This is a genomic window from Bradyrhizobium sp. SZCCHNR1098 (assembly GCF_032489375.1).
GTDB lineage: Bacteria > Pseudomonadota > Alphaproteobacteria > Rhizobiales > Xanthobacteraceae > Bradyrhizobium.
Map to the genome: position 1 here is coordinate 505,477 of NZ_JAUEXY010000002.1, position 16,935 is coordinate 522,411.

13 protein-coding genes are annotated in these 16,935 nt (G+C 64.8%); 9 read left to right on the forward strand and 4 right to left on the reverse strand.

From position 1 onward, the window contains the following. Positions 1-176: 176 nt before the first annotated feature. The gene (locus QX135_RS06555) at positions 177-1,187 is read right to left on the reverse strand and encodes a polyprenyl synthetase family protein (RefSeq protein ID WP_315782154.1); all 1,011 of its coding nucleotides are present in this window, start codon (positions 1,185-1,187) and stop codon (positions 177-179) included. Positions 1,188-1,322: 135 nt separating this feature from the next. On the opposite strand from QX135_RS06555, the gene QX135_RS06560 reads away from it, so the two are divergent. From QX135_RS06560 to glyS, 6 genes are all read left to right on the forward strand, one after another. Beyond that, positions 1,323-1,550 carry a DUF2007 domain-containing protein gene (locus QX135_RS06560; protein WP_315739960.1) on the forward strand — a complete coding sequence of 76 codons (228 nt, stop codon included), beginning with the start codon at positions 1,323-1,325 and terminating at the stop codon, positions 1,548-1,550. After that, complete coding sequence (locus tag QX135_RS06565; protein ID WP_316176824.1) at positions 1,543-2,307, forward strand: tRNA1(Val) (adenine(37)-N6)-methyltransferase; 765 nt, start codon at positions 1,543-1,545, stop codon at positions 2,305-2,307. Before QX135_RS06560 ends, QX135_RS06565 begins: the two co-directional genes overlap by 8 nt. 242 nt (positions 2,308-2,549) lie before the next feature. After that, positions 2,550-3,452 (forward strand): S49 family peptidase, encoded by a 903-nt coding sequence (locus QX135_RS06570; RefSeq protein WP_315813705.1) that lies wholly within the window; start codon positions 2,550-2,552, stop codon positions 3,450-3,452. Positions 3,453-3,559: 107 nt separating this feature from the next. After that, positions 3,560-3,751: a hypothetical protein gene (locus tag QX135_RS06575; RefSeq protein WP_316176823.1), complete on the forward strand. Its 192-nt coding sequence runs from the start codon at positions 3,560-3,562 to the stop codon at positions 3,749-3,751. A gap of 128 nt (positions 3,752-3,879) precedes the next feature. Beyond that, positions 3,880-4,818 (forward strand): glycine--tRNA ligase subunit alpha, encoded by a 939-nt coding sequence (locus QX135_RS06580; protein ID WP_316176822.1) that lies wholly within the window; start codon positions 3,880-3,882, stop codon positions 4,816-4,818. Between the two features lie 356 nt (positions 4,819-5,174). Beyond that, positions 5,175-7,463 (forward strand): glycine--tRNA ligase subunit beta, encoded by a 2,289-nt coding sequence (gene glyS / locus QX135_RS06585; protein WP_316176821.1) that lies wholly within the window; start codon positions 5,175-5,177, stop codon positions 7,461-7,463. Between the two features lie 259 nt (positions 7,464-7,722). On the opposite strand, the gene QX135_RS06590 is transcribed toward glyS, so the two are convergent. Further along, positions 7,723-8,076 (reverse strand): DUF1236 domain-containing protein, encoded by a 354-nt coding sequence (locus QX135_RS06590; RefSeq protein WP_316176820.1) that lies wholly within the window; start codon positions 8,074-8,076, stop codon positions 7,723-7,725. A 250-nt stretch (positions 8,077-8,326) separates the two neighbouring features. Between QX135_RS06590 and QX135_RS06595 the strand changes: the two genes are divergently transcribed. From QX135_RS06595 to QX135_RS06605, 3 genes are all read left to right on the forward strand, one after another. Further along, positions 8,327-8,482: a DUF3096 domain-containing protein gene (locus tag QX135_RS06595; protein ID WP_012042558.1), complete on the forward strand. Its 156-nt coding sequence runs from the start codon at positions 8,327-8,329 to the stop codon at positions 8,480-8,482. Positions 8,483-8,589: 107 nt separating this feature from the next. Further along, complete coding sequence (gene ppdK / locus QX135_RS06600) at positions 8,590-11,553, forward strand: pyruvate, phosphate dikinase (protein WP_315773951.1); 2,964 nt, start codon at positions 8,590-8,592, stop codon at positions 11,551-11,553. Between the two features lie 440 nt (positions 11,554-11,993). Beyond that, positions 11,994-13,475 (forward strand): cell wall hydrolase, encoded by a 1,482-nt coding sequence (locus QX135_RS06605; RefSeq protein ID WP_316176819.1) that lies wholly within the window; start codon positions 11,994-11,996, stop codon positions 13,473-13,475. Positions 13,476-13,479: 4 nt separating this feature from the next. On the opposite strand, the gene QX135_RS06610 is transcribed toward QX135_RS06605, so the two are convergent. Further along, positions 13,480-15,825, reverse strand: a complete 2,346-nt coding sequence (locus QX135_RS06610; RefSeq protein ID WP_315757114.1) for an ABC transporter substrate-binding protein — start codon at positions 15,823-15,825, stop codon at positions 13,480-13,482. A 152-nt stretch (positions 15,826-15,977) separates the two neighbouring features. Next, a complete protein-coding gene (locus QX135_RS06615) occupies positions 15,978-16,871 on the reverse strand; it encodes a hypothetical protein (protein ID WP_315739970.1) in 894 nt (297 codons plus the stop codon). Between the last annotated feature and the right edge of the window lie 64 nt (positions 16,872-16,935).

Consider the following 16,935-nt stretch of genomic DNA (forward strand, 5'->3'; position numbering starts at 1 on the left):
GCTGCAGCCCGGCACAAGGTTGTGGCGGTGCCGTGCCCACCGTCTGACCGCGGGGCACGACGCCCGATGGTAGGCACGGCACCATTGCAGCATGATTTGTCGCATCGGCTGGGCAGGGCGCCTTTGCCCACCCTACAGAACTTGCTTGGGTGACGGTCTCTCGGCAGACGGACGAACTAATGCGACCGCGCCAGGCAGAACGCCACCACCTGCTCCAGCGCCGCCTTCATCGGTGACGCCGGGAACAGCGCCAGCGCGTCGACGGCCATGGCGCCGTAGTGATGCGCGCGGCTGATCGTGTCCTCCAGGGCGCGGTGCTTGTTCATCAGCCCGATCGCATGGTCTAGATCGTGATCGCTGATCTCGCCGCGCTCCAGCGCCTTGATCCAGAAGGCACGCTCGCTGTCGCTGCCGCGGCGGAACGCCAGCACCACCGGCAGCGTGATCTTGCCCTCGCGGAAATCGTCGCCGACATTCTTGCCGAGCTTGGCGGCCTTGCCGCCATAGTCGAGCACGTCGTCGACGAGCTGGAAGGCGATGCCGAGATTCATGCCGAAAGACCGGGATGCGGCCTGCTCGGCCTTGGGACGGTCGGCGAGCACCGGGCCGACCTCACAGGCGGCAGCGAACAGTTCCGCCGTCTTGCCGCGGATCACGGCGAGATATTCGTCCTCGGTGGTTGCGGTGTTCTTGGCGGCGGCAAGCTGCATCACCTCGCCTTCGGCAATCGTGGCTGCGGCGGCCGAGAGAATGTCGAGCGCGCGCAGCGAGCCGACCTCGACCATCATGCGGAACGCCTGGCCGAGCAGGAAGTCGCCGACCAGCACGCTGGCCTCGTTGCCCCACAGCATGCGCGCCGACAATTTGCCGCGGCGCATTTCGCTCTCGTCAACCACGTCGTCATGGAGCAGCGTCGCCGTATGCATGAACTCGACGGCCGCGGCGAGCTTGACGTGACCATCGCCGGCGTAGTCGGTGAGATGAGCCATCGCCAGCGTCAGCATCGGCCGCAGCCGCTTGCCGCCGGAGGAGATCAGGTGGTTTGCGACCTCCGGGATCATCGTGACGTCCGAGCCGGTGCGCGACAAAATCGTAGCGTTGACCCGTTCCATGTCGGCTGCGACCAGCGCGACCAGCCCATCGATGGAGGCTCCCGATGGACTCTCGAAAGGTACGATAACCGCCACTCTGGTCTCCGATTTTGCTATGCTCGAAACGACAATAGAAACTGCGGCCGCAGGCGGCAAGGGCAGACACGGAACCTTGACCCGAGCCTTCTTGCCCAACCCTTCTTGACCCAAGCCCGCATGGAGACATAACGATTGAAGGAATTGGTTCGGACCAATGATATCGTGCTGGTTTCGGCGATAGGGGCGCTGCTCGACGGCGCCGACATCCATCACCTCGTGCTCGATCAGAACATGAGCGTCATCGAAGGCTCGCTCGGCATCCTGCCGCGCAGGATCCTCGTGCATGAGGACGACAATCTCCAGGCCCGGCGGCTTCTCACCGACGCCGGTCTGGCGCATGAACTGCGCCCTGATGAGTGACGCTGTCGACATTTCCGAGGATGCCGTGCTGGGCGGCCAATTGCGGCTGCGGCAGCCCACGACGGGCCATCGCGCCGGCCACGATGCAATCCTGCTGGCGGCGGCGACGGCCGCGCGTTCGGGCGATCGCGTGGTCGATCTCGGTGCCGGCGTGGGGACGGCCGGGCTGGCCTTGGCCCGGCGCGTCGGCGGTCTCACCTTGACGCTGGTCGAGCGCGAGCCGGATCTGGCGTGCCTCGCGCGCGACAACGCACGCGCCAATGCCTTGCCGGCGGAGGTCGTGGTGCTGGACATCGCCGCGGACGCGGCCGCTTTCGCTGCCGCAGGGCTCGGGCCCGACAGTGTCGACGTCGTGCTGATGAATCCGCCATTCCACGATGCCGCGCGCCACCGCGCCTCGCCCGACGCCGCGCGCGCGACCGCGCACATGGCAACGGCGACGACGTTGGAGATCTGGACGCATGCCGCGCGGCGGATGCTGAAATCCGGTGGCGTGCTGACCTTGATCTGGCGGGCCGATGGTTTGAGCGAGGTTGTCGCGGCGCTGGCGCGCGGCTTCGGCAGTCTCGCGATTCAACCGGTTCACGGCCAAGCGGGGCAGCCGGCGATCCGTATCCTGGTCAGGGCCGTTAAGGGAGGGCGGGCGCCGACCCAGATTCTCGCCGGAGTGGTGCTGAATGAGGCGGCAGGCGTGCCGAATGACGAGGCCGTGCGTGTGCTGTCGGGGCAGGGGGCGCTGGCTTTGAGCACCCCCTGAACGGCTAATCGAGGTCGGGCGTTATTGCGTCTGAGCTTCCGACTGGCGTTCGGTTACCGTCGTGAAACGGATCGCAGTCAATAGAGTACCGATCAGCAGCATCAACAGGTAGACCTTCATGTATTCCTCCGCCGCACTCTGCACCTTGGCTCGCCGTGCGATTGCCCAGGAGATTGCAAGGCTCGTTCCAGCCCTTTGAATGGCAGCGGCGCGATAAAAAGTGGTTAATCCGAGGTAACAGGATGGTGGACAACTTGACACAACCCAGCGATGCAGCCGGGCTCTTCGATCGCCTGAAGGCGCTGCTTCCGGCGCGGCTGCGCGGCGTACCGGTGGTGCCGGTCGTCCGCCTGTCCGGCGTGATCGGCGCAGTGACGCCGCTGCGGCCGGGGCTGACGCTTGCGGGCGTCGCCAAGGTGCTGGAGCGCGCCTTCTCCATGCGCAACGCCAAGGCCGTGGCGCTGGTGATCAATTCGCCCGGCGGCTCGCCGGTGCAGTCGCGCCAGATCTATCTGCGCATCCGCCAGCTCGCCGCGGAGAAGAAGCTGCCGGTGCTCGTGTTCGTCGAGGACGTCGCGGCCTCCGGCGGCTACATGATCGCCTGCGCCGGCGATGAGATCTTCTGCGATCCCTCCTCGATCCTCGGCTCGATCGGCGTGGTCGGCGGCTCGTTCGGGCTGCAGGACCTGATCAAGAAGATCGGCATCGAGCGCCGGCTGTATACGGCCGGCGAGCACAAGGCGATGCTCGATCCGTTCCTGCCGGAGAATCCCGACGACGTGGCGCGGCTGAAGAAGATCCAGCGCGAGATCCACGCGCTGTTCATCTCGCTGGTCAAGGAAAGCCGCGCGACCCGGCTGAAGGGCGCCGACGATGTGTTGTTCACCGGCGAGTACTGGGCCGGCGACAGCGCCGTCACGCTGGGGCTGGCGGACGCCATCGGCGACCTCCGCGCCGTCCTGCGCACCCGCTTCGGCGACAAGGTCGCAACGCCTGTCGTGGCGCCGGCGGCTGGCCTGTTGTCGGGTCTGCTCGGCCGCCGCGCCGCGGGCGCCGGCAGCTTGGGATTCGGCTGGACGGGGCTGGCCGAGGAGCTGATCTCGGCGGCCGAAACCCGGGCGATCTGGGCCCGTTTCGGGTTCTAGAGCTGGAGGCCGCGCCATTTCGCCCCTCGCAATCCTGATTGCGGGGGGAACCGGGATCGGCGACAATGGGAATCGGGGTGGCTCTGTTCATGAACGAGGATCGACCAATGCCGCCGTTCGTTGCTTTCGCGGGTATGCTGGGCGGGCTTGCCGTGGTTCGCTGGGCCTACAAGGCCGCTCAGAAGATCAACCGGGAGCTCGAAGAGGCGCGACTGTCGCGCGTCGCCGAGGCCGCGCATACAGCCGAGATCAAGACTCTGCGCCGCGATCCCGTCACGGGCGCCTACCGGCCGGGCTGACGCGAGCCGCTGATCTTCGAACGACGGCACGTCGCCGCCGTTCGGAGACCCTATTGCCTTGATTCCTGATGTCCCCGCCGATACGGTCCGCGCGCTTTTCCGACGCCTGCGAAAGACCGATACCGACGATGGACTCGCTACCTCTGCACATGCGCCCTGAACGTTCGTTCCAGGGCTTCATCCTGGCCCTGCAGCGGTTCTGGGCCGAGCAGGGCTGCGTGATCCTGCAGCCCTACGACATGGAGATGGGCGCCGGCACCTTCCACCCGGCGACGACCCTGCGCGCGCTTGGGCCGAAGTCGTGGAATGCCGCCTATGTGCAGCCGTCGCGGCGGCCGAAGGACGGCCGCTACGGCGAGAATCCAAACCGGATGCAGCACTACTACCAGTTCCAGGTGATCATGAAGCCGTCGCCGCCGAACCTTCAGGAACTGTACCTGAAGTCGCTCGGCGCCATCGGCATCGATTCCGCCGTGCACGACATCCGCTTCGTCGAGGACGACTGGGAGAGCCCGACGCTCGGCGCCTGGGGTCTCGGCTGGGAGTGCTGGTGCGACGGCATGGAGGTGTCGCAGTTCACCTATTTCCAGCAGGTCGCGGGCTTCGAATGCGCGCCGGTCGCCGGCGAGCTCACCTACGGCCTCGAGCGCCTGGCGATGTACGTGCAGGGCGTCGACCGCGTCTACGACCTCAACTTCAACGGCCGCGACGGCGACGCCAAGGTCACCTATGGCGACGTCTTCCTGCAGGCCGAGCGGGAATATTCGCGGCACAATTTCGAGCATGCCGACACCGACATGCTGTTCGAGCAGTTCAAGATGGCCGAGGGCGCCTGCCGCAAATATCTCGATGCCGGCTGGCGCGAGGGCAACCGTCGGGAGCACCTGATGGCGCTGCCGGCCTACGACCAGTGCATCAAGGCGAGCCACGTCTTCAATTTGCTCGACGCCCGCGGTGTGATCTCCGTCACCGAGCGCCAGAGCTACATCCTGCGCGTCCGCGAGCTCGCCAAGGCCTGCGGCGAGGCCTGGCTGCATACGGAGGCGGGCGGGGTGGGGGCTGGTTAGAGCTTCGCGGCTCGGACGCTTCATCATTCCTGGAGCGGGAGGGGCGCTCGGGAAAATAATTCCTCATTCGCATCGAGATTTGTCTTGCAGCTCAACCTCGCAACACACGCGGTGCCTCTGCTCCCCTCCCCCTTGCGGGGAGGGGTCGGGGGTGGGGGTCCCCAGGCGAGATGCCTGATGGGTCTCCACGGCCTTGTACGTGGTCGCACATGGTCGTTTGCCGACAATGATGATCTCGGCTGTGCCAACGATGCTCCCCACGACCTTCAGCGCGCGCTGACCCCCACCACCCCCAACCCCTCCCCGCAAGGGGGAGGGGAGTGCAGCACCGCCAGCCCTGCGAACGAGTTCTAAATATGCCCGACCTCCTTCTCGAACTGTTCTCCGAAGAAATCCCTGCGCGCATGCAGGCCAAGGCGGCGGAGGATCTGCGCCGCATGGTCACCGACAAGCTGGTCGCCGAGGGTCTCGTCTATGAGGGCGCCAAGGCGTTCGCGACGCCGCGGCGGCTGGCGCTGACCGTGCACGGCATCCCGGCGCGGCAGGCTGATCTCAAGGAGGAGCGCAAGGGCCCGCGCGTCGGCGGCGCCGACGCGGCGATCCAGGGGTTTCTCAAGGCCACCGGACTGTCCTCGATCGAGGAGGCGACGATCCAGCGCGATCCGAAGAAGGGCGATTTCTACGTCGCCCTGATCGAGAAGCCCGGCCGCGCCACGCTCGACGTGCTCGCCGAGATGCTGCCGGTGATCATCAGAACGTTCCCGTGGCCGAAATCGATGCGCTGGGGCAAGCGCTCGGAAAGGCCCGGCGCGTTGAACTGGGTGCGGCCGCTGCATACGATCACCGCCACGTTCGGCCTTGAGACCGAGGAGCCGGACGTCATCGGCTTCGCCGTCGACGGCATCGAGGCGGGACAGACCACCTACGGCCATCGCTTCATGGCGCCCGCGCCAATCTCGGTGAGGCGTTTCGAGGACTATGAGGCCAAGCTGCTCGACGCCAAGGTTGTGCTCGATCCTGACCGCCGCAAGGACACCATCGTCACCGACGCCAAGCAGCTCGCTTTTGCGCAAGGCTATGAGCTGGTCGAGGACCCCGTGCTGCTCGACGAAGTCGCGGGCCTGGTCGAATGGCCGGTGGTGCTGATGGGCTCGTTCGATCCGGAGTATCTGAAGGTCCCCGGCGAGGTGATCCGTGCCACCATCCGCAACAACCAGAAATGCTTCGTGGTGCGCGATCCCAAGACGGGCGGACTGGCGCCAAAGTTCATCCTGACCGCGAACATCGAGGCGACCGACGGCGGCAAGACCATCATCGCCGGCAACGAGCGCGTCATCCGCGCCCGGCTGTCGGACGCGAAGTTCTTCTATGAGACGGATCTGAAGACGAGGCTCGAGGACCGCCTGCCGAAGTTCGAGCAGATCGTGTTCCACGAGAAGCTCGGCACACAGGCAGAGCGCATTGCGCGGATAGAGAAGGTGGCGGCGGTGCTTGCCAAGTTGGTGCGCGCCGACGTCGAAAAGACGAAACGGGCCGCAAGGCTTGCAAAAGCCGATCTCTTGACAGAAGTCGTTGGCGAGTTCCCAGAAGTACAGGGTCTGATGGGCAAGTACTATGCACTCGCTCAAGGTGAGGACCCGTCCGTCGCCGCCGCTTGCGAGGAGCACTACAAGCCGCAGGGGCCTGCCGATCGTGTGCCGACTGATCCTGTTTCGGTTGCGGTGGCGCTCGCGGACAAGCTCGACACGCTGGTTGGATTCTGGGCGATTGACGAGAAGCCGACGGGATCGAAAGACCCGTATGCTCTGCGCCGCGCGGCGCTGGGCGTGATCAGGCTGATTTTGGAAAACGAACTTAGATTTCCGTTTGGAATCGTTCTGAGACTGTTGAATACGATGGCTTCGCTGAGCCAGTCTATCGAAGGGAGAACTGCCGACATCGAACGAGTAATGAGTGTGGCAGAGCAAGTCGGCTTGCTAGAGGCTGTCGAGCCCGGACTGGATAATGTCCTGGAGAAGCGCATTCAATCTCTTCGCCATTGGGATCCGTATCTTCTAGAAGCCCAAGGTGGAGATGAGAAGAAGGCCGAGCTGATACGCAAGGAAGTGGACGAGCGATCGTCTAATCTCCTCTCCTTCTTCGCCGACCGCCTCAAGGTGCAACTGCGCGAGCAGGGCGCGCGGCATGATCTCGTCGACGCGGTGTTCGCGCTCGGCGGCCAGGATGATCTCTTGATGGTCGTCCGCCGCGTCGAGGCGCTCGGCAAATTCCTCGAGACCGACGACGGCAAGAACCTGCTTGCCGGCACCAAGCGCGCGTCCAACATCCTCGCGATCGAGGAGAAGAAGGACAAGCGCAAGTTCGACGGCGCGCCGGATGCGGCGCTCTACAGGCTGGACGAGGAAAAGGCACTGGCGAAGGCTATCGGCGAGGTTGGCTCGGAAGCCGGCGCTGCCGTCGCCAAGGAAGACTTTGCCGCAGCGATGCGCGCGATGGCGAAGCTGCGTCCGGCCGTCGATGCGTTCTTCGACAAGGTGAAGGTCAACGATGACGACGCCAAGATCCGCGAAAACCGGCTCAAGCTCCTGAACGAGATCCGCAGCGCGACGCGTACGGTGGCCGACTTCTCAAAGATCGAGGGCTGAGCGCGCTATAGCAACGTAGGGTGGGCAAAGGCGCTGCCGTGCTATCCCCACGTCCCCCGATCGCAATGGCGCCGTGCCCACCGTCTCGCAGCGGAGTTGCTGCCGAATGGTGGGCACGCTGCCGCCTTCGGCGGCCGCTTTGCCCATCCTACAAGTTACGCGCCAATAAAAATTAGCCCTACCCGGCGGGGGGAACCGGGCAGGGCCTTTTACATCTGGCCGCTTGCGGGGGCGTTGGCGACCAAATGCAGCTCTATAACTATTCAACGACCTGAATGATCCGCCGCGATCGCGGTTCGACCAGGACAGTTTCACCGTTGACAACGGTGTAGCGATAGGGTGTCGCACCGAAGCGCTGCGGAACGTCGTAATATGTAACACCGGACTCTGGCAGCACGGTGCCAACAACGACGCGATCGGGGATCACATAGTTGGGAACACGCTCGCGGACGACATATTCGCGAAACTCCGGCCGTCGCTCGACCGTGATCACTGGAGCGTCCTCCTCGACCACGACGCTGCGCCCGACGCCCGTCGTGTAGGATTGCGCCTGTGCGGCCGCCGGTATCACGACTGCGGCCATGAGGGCAGCAAGGGTGAGATGGGTTCGCATGGGACGGGACTCCTGAGCTGTTGATCGCTGAGAGAGACCGGCGCGTGCCGGCACCTGCTTCCCAATGCCGGCAACAGGTCATCGTTCCGCGCGGGGCCACGTGGAACCGGCGGCATTTCTGCGGCAGATTCAGCGGTGGGGGAACCGGAACTCGTGCCGTGCGTCTCCTATTCCGCCACGATGGGCCAGGATAAAGTCCGGCCAAATCGAATCGCCCCAGCCTCGTCCTTCAATCATTCAGAGCTTGTCGATGACCCTGACCGTTGCCCATATCTCGCCGATCATGTCCGTGATCGCCGGCGTCCTGATCCTGATCATGCCGCGCCTGCTGAACCTGATCGTCGCGATCTTCCTCATCCTGAACGGCCTGATCGGCATGGGCCTGCTGAAGTGGCTGCACTTCTAGTCCCCAGGTTCTAGTCCCAAGGTCGGGAACCCCCGAGCTTGCGCCGCGGCGCCCAAAGTGGTGTAAGGCGCGCGATTTCTCCTCCCATTTGCGGATCGAAGCACCTCATGGCCAAAGCGGTAGCGAAGTCTAAGAAAGTTACAGCGAAATCAAAGCCTTCCAAGCCGGGCAAGGCCAAGACCGCAGCACTCGCTCCACCGCGCAAGGCGCTCAAGACGGCGTCGAAGCCCGTCGCCAAGGCCCCGGCCAAGGTCGCGCCCAGGTCTGCACCGAAAGCGCCAGTGAAAACCGCTCCGAAGAAGCCGGCCAAGACGGCTGCCAAGCCGGTCGCCAAGGCTGTGAAGGCGTCGGCTGCGAAGGCCCCGGCCAAGAGCGCGGTCACCGCGATCAAGCCGAACAAGTGGGTCTACACCTTCGGTGACGGCAAGGCCGAAGGCAAAGCCGGCCTGCGCGACCTGCTCGGCGGAAAGGGCGCCAATCTGGCCGAGATGGCCAATCTCGGCCTGCCGGTGCCTCCGGGCTTCACCATTCCGACCTCAGTCTGCACCTACTTCTACGCCAACGACAAGACCTATCCGAAAGAGCTGCAGTCGCAGGTCGACAAGGCGCTCGACTACATCGGCAAATTGACCGGCAAGAAGTTCGGCGATCCGGAGAACCCGCTGCTGGTCTCGGTGCGCTCCGGCGCCCGCGCCTCGATGCCGGGCATGATGGACACCGTGCTCAATCTCGGTCTCAACGACCAGACGGTGGAAGCGCTGGCACAGCTGTCCGGCGATCGCCGCTTCGCCTTCGACAGCTATCGCCGCTTCATCACGATGTATTCGGATGTCGTGCTCGGCTTCGAGCACCATCATTTCGAGGACATCCTCGACAGCTTCAAGGACACCCAGGGCTATCAGCTCGACACCGATCTGAGCTCCGAGGACTGGGAGATGCTGGTCGGCAAATACAAGGACGCGGTCGCGCACGAGACCGGCAAGGACTTCCCGCAGGACCCGCACGACCAGTTGTGGGGCGCGATCGGCGCCGTCTTCTCATCCTGGATGAACACGCGCGCGGTGACCTATCGCAAGCTGCATGACATTCCGGAATCCTGGGGCACCGCCGTCAACGTCCAGGCCATGGTGTTCGGCAACATGGGCGACACCTCGGCCACCGGCGTCGCCTTCACGCGCAATCCCTCGACCGGCGAGAGCAAGCTCTACGGCGAGTTCCTGATCAACGCGCAGGGCGAGGACGTCGTCGCCGGCATCCGCACCCCGCAGGACATCACCGAGGACGCGCGTCGGGAGTCCGGCTCGGACCGGCCGTCGATGGAAGTCGCGATGCCCGACGCCTTCCACGAGCTGACCCGCATCTACACGCTGCTCGAGAAGCACTACCGTGACATGCAGGACATGGAGTTCACGGTCGAGCGCGGCAAGCTGTGGATGCTGCAGACCCGCAGCGGCAAGCGCACCGCCAAGGCGGCGCTGCGCATCGCGGTCGAGCTTGCAAATGAGGGCCTGATCTCGCAGAGCGACGCCGTGCTCCGCGTCGATCCGGCCTCGCTCGATCAGCTCCTGCATCCGACCATCGATCCCTCCGCCAAGCGCGACGTGGTCGCCACCGGCCTGCCGGCCTCGCCGGGCGCTGCATCCGGCGAGATCGTGTTCTCCTCGGACGAGGCCACCAAGCTGCAGGCCGACGGTCGCAAGGTGATCCTGGTCCGCATCGAGACCTCGCCGGAGGACATCCACGGCATGCACGCCGCCGAGGGCATCCTCACCACCCGCGGCGGCATGACCTCGCACGCCGCCGTCGTCGCGCGCGGCATGGGCAAGCCCTGCGTGTCCGGCTGCGGCACCATCCGCGTCGACTACGGCCGCGGCACGATGAGCATCGGCTCCCGCACCTTCAAGACCGGCGACGTCATCACCATCGACGGCTCCGTTGGCCAGGTGCTGGCCGGCCGCATGCCGATGATCGAGCCGGAGCTGTCCGGCGAGTTCGGCACCCTGATGGGCTGGGCGGATGCCGTGCGTGAGACCGGCGTGCGCGTCAATGCCGATACGCCGGAGGATGCGCGCACCGCGATCAAGTTCGGCGCCGAGGGCATCGGCCTGTGCCGCACCGAGCACATGTTCTTCGAGGAGACGCGCATCCGCACGGTGCGCGAGATGATTCTCTCCGAGGATGAGCAGGAGCGTCGCGCCGCGCTCGCCAAGCTGCTGCCGATGCAGCGCGCCGACTTCGTCGAGCTGTTCGAGATCATGAAGGGCCTGCCGGTCACGATCCGCCTGCTCGATCCGCCGCTGCACGAGTTCCTGCCGCACACCCAGGCCGAGGTCGAGGAAGTCGCCCGCGCGATGAACACCGATCCGCGGCGCCTGGCCGACCGCGCCCGCGAGCTGTCGGAGTTCAACCCGATGCTCGGCTTCCGCGGATGTCGTCTCGCCATCGCCTATCCGGAGATCGCCGAGATGCAGGCGCGCGCGATCTTCGAGGCCGCGGTCGAGGCCGAGAAGCGCACTGGCGAGGCCGTCGGCCTCGAGGTCATGGTGCCGCTGATCGCCACCAAGGCGGAGTTCGACCTGGTCAAGGCGCGCATCGACGCGATGGCGCAGGCCGTGATCCGCGAGACCGGCGCCAAGCTGGAGTACCAGGTCGGCACCATGATCGAGCTGCCGCGCGCTGCGCTGATGGCCGGCCAGATCGCGGAGGCCGCCGAGTTCTTCTCGTTTGGCACAAACGACCTGACGCAGACGACCTACGGTATCAGCCGCGACGACGCCGGCAGCTTCCTCGGCGCCTACGTCGCCAAGGGCATCCTCGAGATCGATCCGTTCATCTCGATCGACCGCGAGGGCGTCGGCGAACTGGTCAAGATCGGCGTCGAGCGCGGCCGCGCCACGCGACCCAACCTCAAGGTCGGCATCTGCGGCGAGCATGGCGGCGATCCCGCCTCGGTCGCGTTCTGCCACAAGGTCGGCATGAACTACGTGTCGTGCTCGCCCTACCGCGTGCCGATCGCGCGCCTCGCCGCCGCGCAATCCGCGCTCGGCAAGGAGATCGCGAGCCAGGCCTGATCCTGCTGCGATCGATCTAATCCTGATGAAGGCCGGCACATGTTGCCGGCCTTTTTCATTGGTAAGGGTTCGTCGCGATGCGGCGCGCACGTGACGCAAGGTGCACTTCTTCTCCACCACCGCCGTCATTCCGGGGGCGCTCCGGAATGACGAGTGGAGAGAGCGAACGTTGCAGTTCCGATGGAACACTCCGCCTCATGATGTGCAGATGATTTTCATTCACCGCATCTGTTGACTGAATGTTCACCCGTTCTCGTCGGTGCGCTGTTTACCAAGCATCTCGATCGCTCGGCGCTCTGCAACTTCCCCGCTTGCCTGTTTCACAATTGCAACGCGGATTAACTCCTCGGCAACCTAAACCCGATACGAAGAGAGAAGATCGAATTGCACGGAAGCACTGTTGTTCGGTCGATCCAGTAAGCGTTGCGTTGAGCGTATCGATGTTAGTTCTGCGTCCCGATCCGAAGGGCGCGCGATTTGCGTCCTTCGGACTCGGTCTCTGCGTCTTCGCTCTGATGCCGACAGAGACCGGGTATCAAGACATCGCTTCTCTGCTCGCCCGCCAGCCGGGCGTCGCCGAACGCTGGCAGAAGCGTGTGTTCTCGGCTGCGGCCTCCATTCAGCTCGCCACCTATAGTTTCGGTCGTCCGATCGGAACCTCGGCGCCGCAGGCGGTGAGCATCCGCCTCGCAAGCCTCGACGGGCGCAATCTCGACATCACCGGATCGACGCCGCGCAATCCGGCGCTGCAGGTTCCGCCACGCTATCAGGCCTCCGACTTCCCCAAGGTCGATCGCACGCTGAAGGGCGATCGTCTCGTCGTGCGCCCCCCGACGCCGTCGGCGCAGCCGACCGAATCGGCCGCGCCCGTCGAGCCTGCGCCCTCCGAGCCTGCACCCACGCCCTCGACGCAACCCAATTCGAACTCCTCGGTGTTCGGCGCCAAGACGACGGAAGCACCGGCGCAGGCGCCACTCCCGCAGCGTTCTGCACTCGATCCCGAATTGCAGGAGGCGCTGAGCGCGCCGCCGCTCGTGCAGTACGACGCGGCGAAGTCCGAGATCCAGCCATCGGGCGAGCTGAAGCCTGCAGCCGACCAAATTCTGGCAGATGGCGCCGTCAGCTATGACGGCCTCAACATCAAGACGTCCAATCTCTATTTCGGCACGTCGTCGCTGGGCGTTGCCGCCGGAACCATGGAGACATGGCTGCCGGGCGAGGCGCCGCTGATCGTGATGCCGAATCCGGACCTCAAGCCGATGGCGGTGCTGTCACATCCGGCCGACGATGCCGCCAAGGCCGGCGATGGCGGCGAGAGCATCGCGCCGAAAGGCGAGGTCAACACCGACAATCAGCGCGACAGGACTCCGGCCGAACGGTTGAGCCTCACGGACGAGAAGGCGCGCTTCAAGTCCGAGAAGTGCCTTGCCGAAGCGATCTATTTCGAATCCCGCGGCGAGGCGGTGCGCGGCCAGATGGCCGTGGCGCAGGTCGTGCTGAACCGGGCGTTCTCCGGCTATTATCCGACGACGGTGTGCGGCGTCGTCTACCAGAACAAATACCGCCACTTCGCCTGCCAGTTCACCTTCGCCTGCGACAACAATCCGGATGTGATCCGCGAGCCCGAGATGTGGGATCGCGCCAAGAAGATCGCGAAGGCCATGCTGGACGGGCTGATCTGGCTGCCGGAGGTGGGCAAGTCGACCCACTATCATGCCTATTGGGTGCGGCCGTCCTGGGTCGCCGAGATGAAGCGCATGTACAAGTTCGGCGTTCACACCTTCTACCGGCCGAAGAAATGGGGCGACGGCAGCGACGCGCCGAGCTGGGGCACGCCGCAGCAGACCGCGGCCATTTCGGCCGAGCTCACCGAGGCCGCCAAGAGCGAGGCCGAGAGCAATCCGAACTGGACGCGGCGCTAATCATCTAGCGACGCGTCGCATTCCACTCGAGAAAGCGGCGATACAACTCGGTCTGGCGCGCCTGGTCCGGCGGCGTTGCGGCCGCCGGCTTTGCCGTGACAGGAATGCGCGGGGACGGTGCGGCGGCCGCGACCGGCTTCGACGGTTTAACGGTGGCCGTAGTGGCCGCCGGAATCCGTGTCGTCCCATCGAGCCATTCCTGCGCGGCCCGGAACCTGGTCCAGCCGGCGACCGGCGCGCGCGGCGCCATCTCCTGCCATTTCGGATGGAAGGGAGGCCGCTGCAGCTGCGACATGCGCGAGAACAGCGACTCGACCAGCAGCGACAGCCGGCGATCGCGGTCGCTTCCCGGCTGCCAATTATACGACGCCAGGATTGCCTCTGCTGCGATCGTTTCCACCGACTCGGAATTGGAGATCAGGTTGGGGTAGTCGTCCGCGGTGAGCTTGGATGGAAGGTAATCCTCGCGCAAGGTCTTGTCGTAGCCGACCGGGACGAGGTGCAGATTGGCATCCGTGATCTGGCTGAGCCAGGGCACCGGCTTGCCGTCGACCGCAATCATCGCGTCGATCTCCCCCTTGCGCAACATTTCGAGCGCGATGCGCGGCTCGATATAGAGCAGATGCGGCTTGATCTCGAGCCGCTCGAACACGTTGATCGCGGTCACGAAGGTGCTGCCGTCCGGCAGGTCGACCGCAACGGTCTTGCCGTCGAGCTCCCGCATGGTGCGGATCGATCGCGGTGCCAGAACATGCATTTCCTCGTTGAACATCTTGGTGACGTAGACGAGCTGATTGCGGATGTTGCTCGCGAAGTCCTTGCGTTCGAGATAGGACAGCGTGTCCTTGCGCACGATTCCCACGTCGACGCCCTTGAGCATGAGGATGTCGGCCACCGCCTGAACCGAGCCGCTGCCGAGGACCGGCATGACCCGCAGGTTGATGCCGTCATTGAGGACCGAGGCGACGTCGGCGCCCATCTGGGAATAGGTGCTGCCATACGAGCCCGTCATCAGGCTCACCGTATTGGCGTTGAGCTGGCTCGCGAGGTCCCGCTTGGCCGACGCATAGCGGAAGATCGCCTTGAAGGAATCGCTGACCGCCCCCGGGTCGATTCCGCTGCGCACCGGCCCGAACCGTTCCCAATGGCCATCGACGAAACGCTTCATCTGCATCTGCTCGATCGGCGCGTGGTCGCTGGCGCTGGTATTGGCGACGATCCCGGGAATCAACATGGGAATTGGCGTCCCCTTCAAGGAACGCGCCTGCCTCATGATGTTGTCGCGGGAGAAGTCGTCGCCGCAATTGCGCAGGACCGCAACCATCAGGTTGGCAAGCGCGTAGCCCACGATTCCCAAGCTGTTGTTCTTGCTGATTGCAGGCGCGTAGCGATCCATGAACGCGGACCACTCGGCGAAGCCGGGATCGCCGCCCTGCACACCGCCCTCGTACAGGATGGTGGCGGAAAGCAGTCCTTCCGCGTTCTGCAGGCCTGCAGGCTGCAGCACGGTGGCAACCGAATCCGAAACCGTGGGGATGATGTGCTCGGGTCTCCAGCCGAGCTCGGCGAGGCGGCGGATCGCGAGCACCGTGAATTTCGGGGTGCTGACGTCGACCAGGATGTTGGCTCCGGCGGTCTTCAGCTTCGCGATCTGCTGATTGATGTCGGCATCGGTGACCGCGTAAGCCGCTTCCGCGACGATCGGCAGCTTGCCGCCGAGCCCGTCCTTCAAACCCTTCAGATAGTCCTTGCCGAACTCGTCGTCTTGATAAAGCACACCGATGCGCGTGCCACCGGCATGTTGCTCGAGCAGATATTGCGCGTGAATATGAGCTTCAATCTGGTAGCTGGGTTGCGCTCCCATGGTCCAAGGATAGTCGCGAGGCTGATCCCAGATCGAGGCGCCGGAGCCGACGAACAATTGCGGTATCTTGTTCGCGTTGAGATAAGGCCGCACCGCCGCGCTGGTCGCTGTTCCAACGCTCGCAAAGATGACGTCGACCTTGTCTTCCTCCACCAGCCGTCGTGTCAGCTCCACCGTCTTCTGCGGATTATAGCCGTCGTCATAGGAGATGTAGGTGATCTTGCGGCCCCTGATCCCGCCCTCGTCATTCACCTTCTGGAAATAGGCGGAGATGACCTTGCTCACGCTGCCGTAGGCGGCCGCCGGCCCGCTGTAGGGCGTCGTATTGCCGATCCGGATCTCGCCCTCGGCAGCACGCGCCAGGCCTGGCACGGCGGCAAGCACGAGGAGCAACGCCACGGTCGGAGAACCCGGCGCGCCAAGCAGCCGAGGACCACGGGGCGCCGACGACAAGGCCGGTTGCAACAGACGATCAAACATTCCCATCATGGACCTCATCACGCAACACAACACTTTGCGGGGACGCGCGTCGCCCGCACGACACCATCGACCAGGATCCGGCGGTCCGCGCCCCGCCGCAATTCCTGCGCAGCGACCGGCGTGAGACCGCGCTGGATCACCCGGTTTCGAAGCTCGGGTCACTCGAGCCGCCGTCGAGCCTCGAGTGACCCGAGTTCGGCGGCTCTCGCGTACCAGGCGCGGGCCTTGGCCGGATCGGGCGCGACGCCAACGGCTTTCAGGTTGGACAAGATCGCGGGGTCATAGGTGCCGGCCAGCGTCAGTGATGCTTCGGCGTCCGCTTCCGCGACATGCGCCAGGATCAGGCGGGCACTCGCAACGTCGCCCGCGCCGATGAGATCGCGTCCGCGCTTCAGCATTTCGCTGATCTCGTTCTTGGTCAGCGCAGACGCGGCCGCCGGTGCAGGGCTCCTGGTCGCGATGGTCCGAGATGCTTTCGGCGGAATTGACTGCGGGGTCTCGCCTCCGCCCGGAGCCGGCTTGACGATCGGGACCGACGCCACGATCGAATCGGCCCGTCCGATCGTGTGCGCCGCGGCGTCCAGCGATGCTTGGCCGTCATCGGATTTCGATTTCCCCGCTGTCCCGAAGTTTCGGGGAGACGATGAAGCGGTCGCTTCAGACTTCGTAACTGTTTCAATGTTCGGAGCCTGCATGATGCGCACCGCAAAGAACGCGAGGCACGCAAGCGCGGCCACTGCGGCACCGAACCGGAAAACAGAATCGAATTCGAGCCGTTCGGGCGGAGGTGGAGGCATCACGACGGGATCGAGTGAAGGGATCTGCCAGGATCGGTCCGCTTCTGCTGGCGCCATTGGCATCGGCGCATCGTCAACCGCTGAAGCGGTTTGCCACCACGGCCGGGAGAGATCGGTGGCCGCATCCTCATCAGGCGCAGACGTCGCATGCGCGAGGCTGTTGGACAAAGCGGCAGGCTTTGCCGGGCGCCAACGTTCGCTCTGCGCATCACCCACGGTGATCCGCGATCCGCTACTCCGCAATAAGGAACTCATCCTCAACTACTCCTGCGGACACGCGCCATCGCGTCGCCCCGCAACACTCCCTGGACCGTTTGGC

Bases quoted from the DNA above. Each gene is read 5' to 3' on its own strand.
- QX135_RS06575 (WP_316176823.1), top strand. From the start codon at position 3,560: ATGCCGCCGTTCGTTGCTTTCGCGGGTATGCTGGGCGGGCTTGCCGTG.
- QX135_RS06565 (WP_316176824.1), top strand. From the start codon at position 1,543: ATGAGTGACGCTGTCGACATTTCCGAGGATGCCGTGCTGGGCGGCCAA.
- glyS (WP_316176821.1), top strand. From the start codon at position 5,175: ATGCCCGACCTCCTTCTCGAACTGTTCTCCGAAGAAATCCCTGCGCGC.
- QX135_RS06590 (WP_316176820.1), bottom strand. From the start codon at position 8,076: ATGCGAACCCATCTCACCCTTGCTGCCCTCATGGCCGCAGTCGTGATA.
- QX135_RS06595 (WP_012042558.1), top strand. From the start codon at position 8,327: ATGACCCTGACCGTTGCCCATATCTCGCCGATCATGTCCGTGATCGCC.
- QX135_RS06610 (WP_315757114.1), bottom strand. From the start codon at position 15,825: ATGGGAATGTTTGATCGTCTGTTGCAACCGGCCTTGTCGTCGGCGCCC.
- QX135_RS06615 (WP_315739970.1), bottom strand. From the start codon at position 16,871: ATGAGTTCCTTATTGCGGAGTAGCGGATCGCGGATCACCGTGGGTGAT.
- QX135_RS06605 (WP_316176819.1), top strand. From the start codon at position 11,994: ATGTTAGTTCTGCGTCCCGATCCGAAGGGCGCGCGATTTGCGTCCTTC.
- ppdK (WP_315773951.1), top strand. From the start codon at position 8,590: ATGGCCAAAGCGGTAGCGAAGTCTAAGAAAGTTACAGCGAAATCAAAG.
- QX135_RS06580 (WP_316176822.1), top strand. From the start codon at position 3,880: ATGGACTCGCTACCTCTGCACATGCGCCCTGAACGTTCGTTCCAGGGC.
- QX135_RS06570 (WP_315813705.1), top strand. From the start codon at position 2,550: ATGGTGGACAACTTGACACAACCCAGCGATGCAGCCGGGCTCTTCGAT.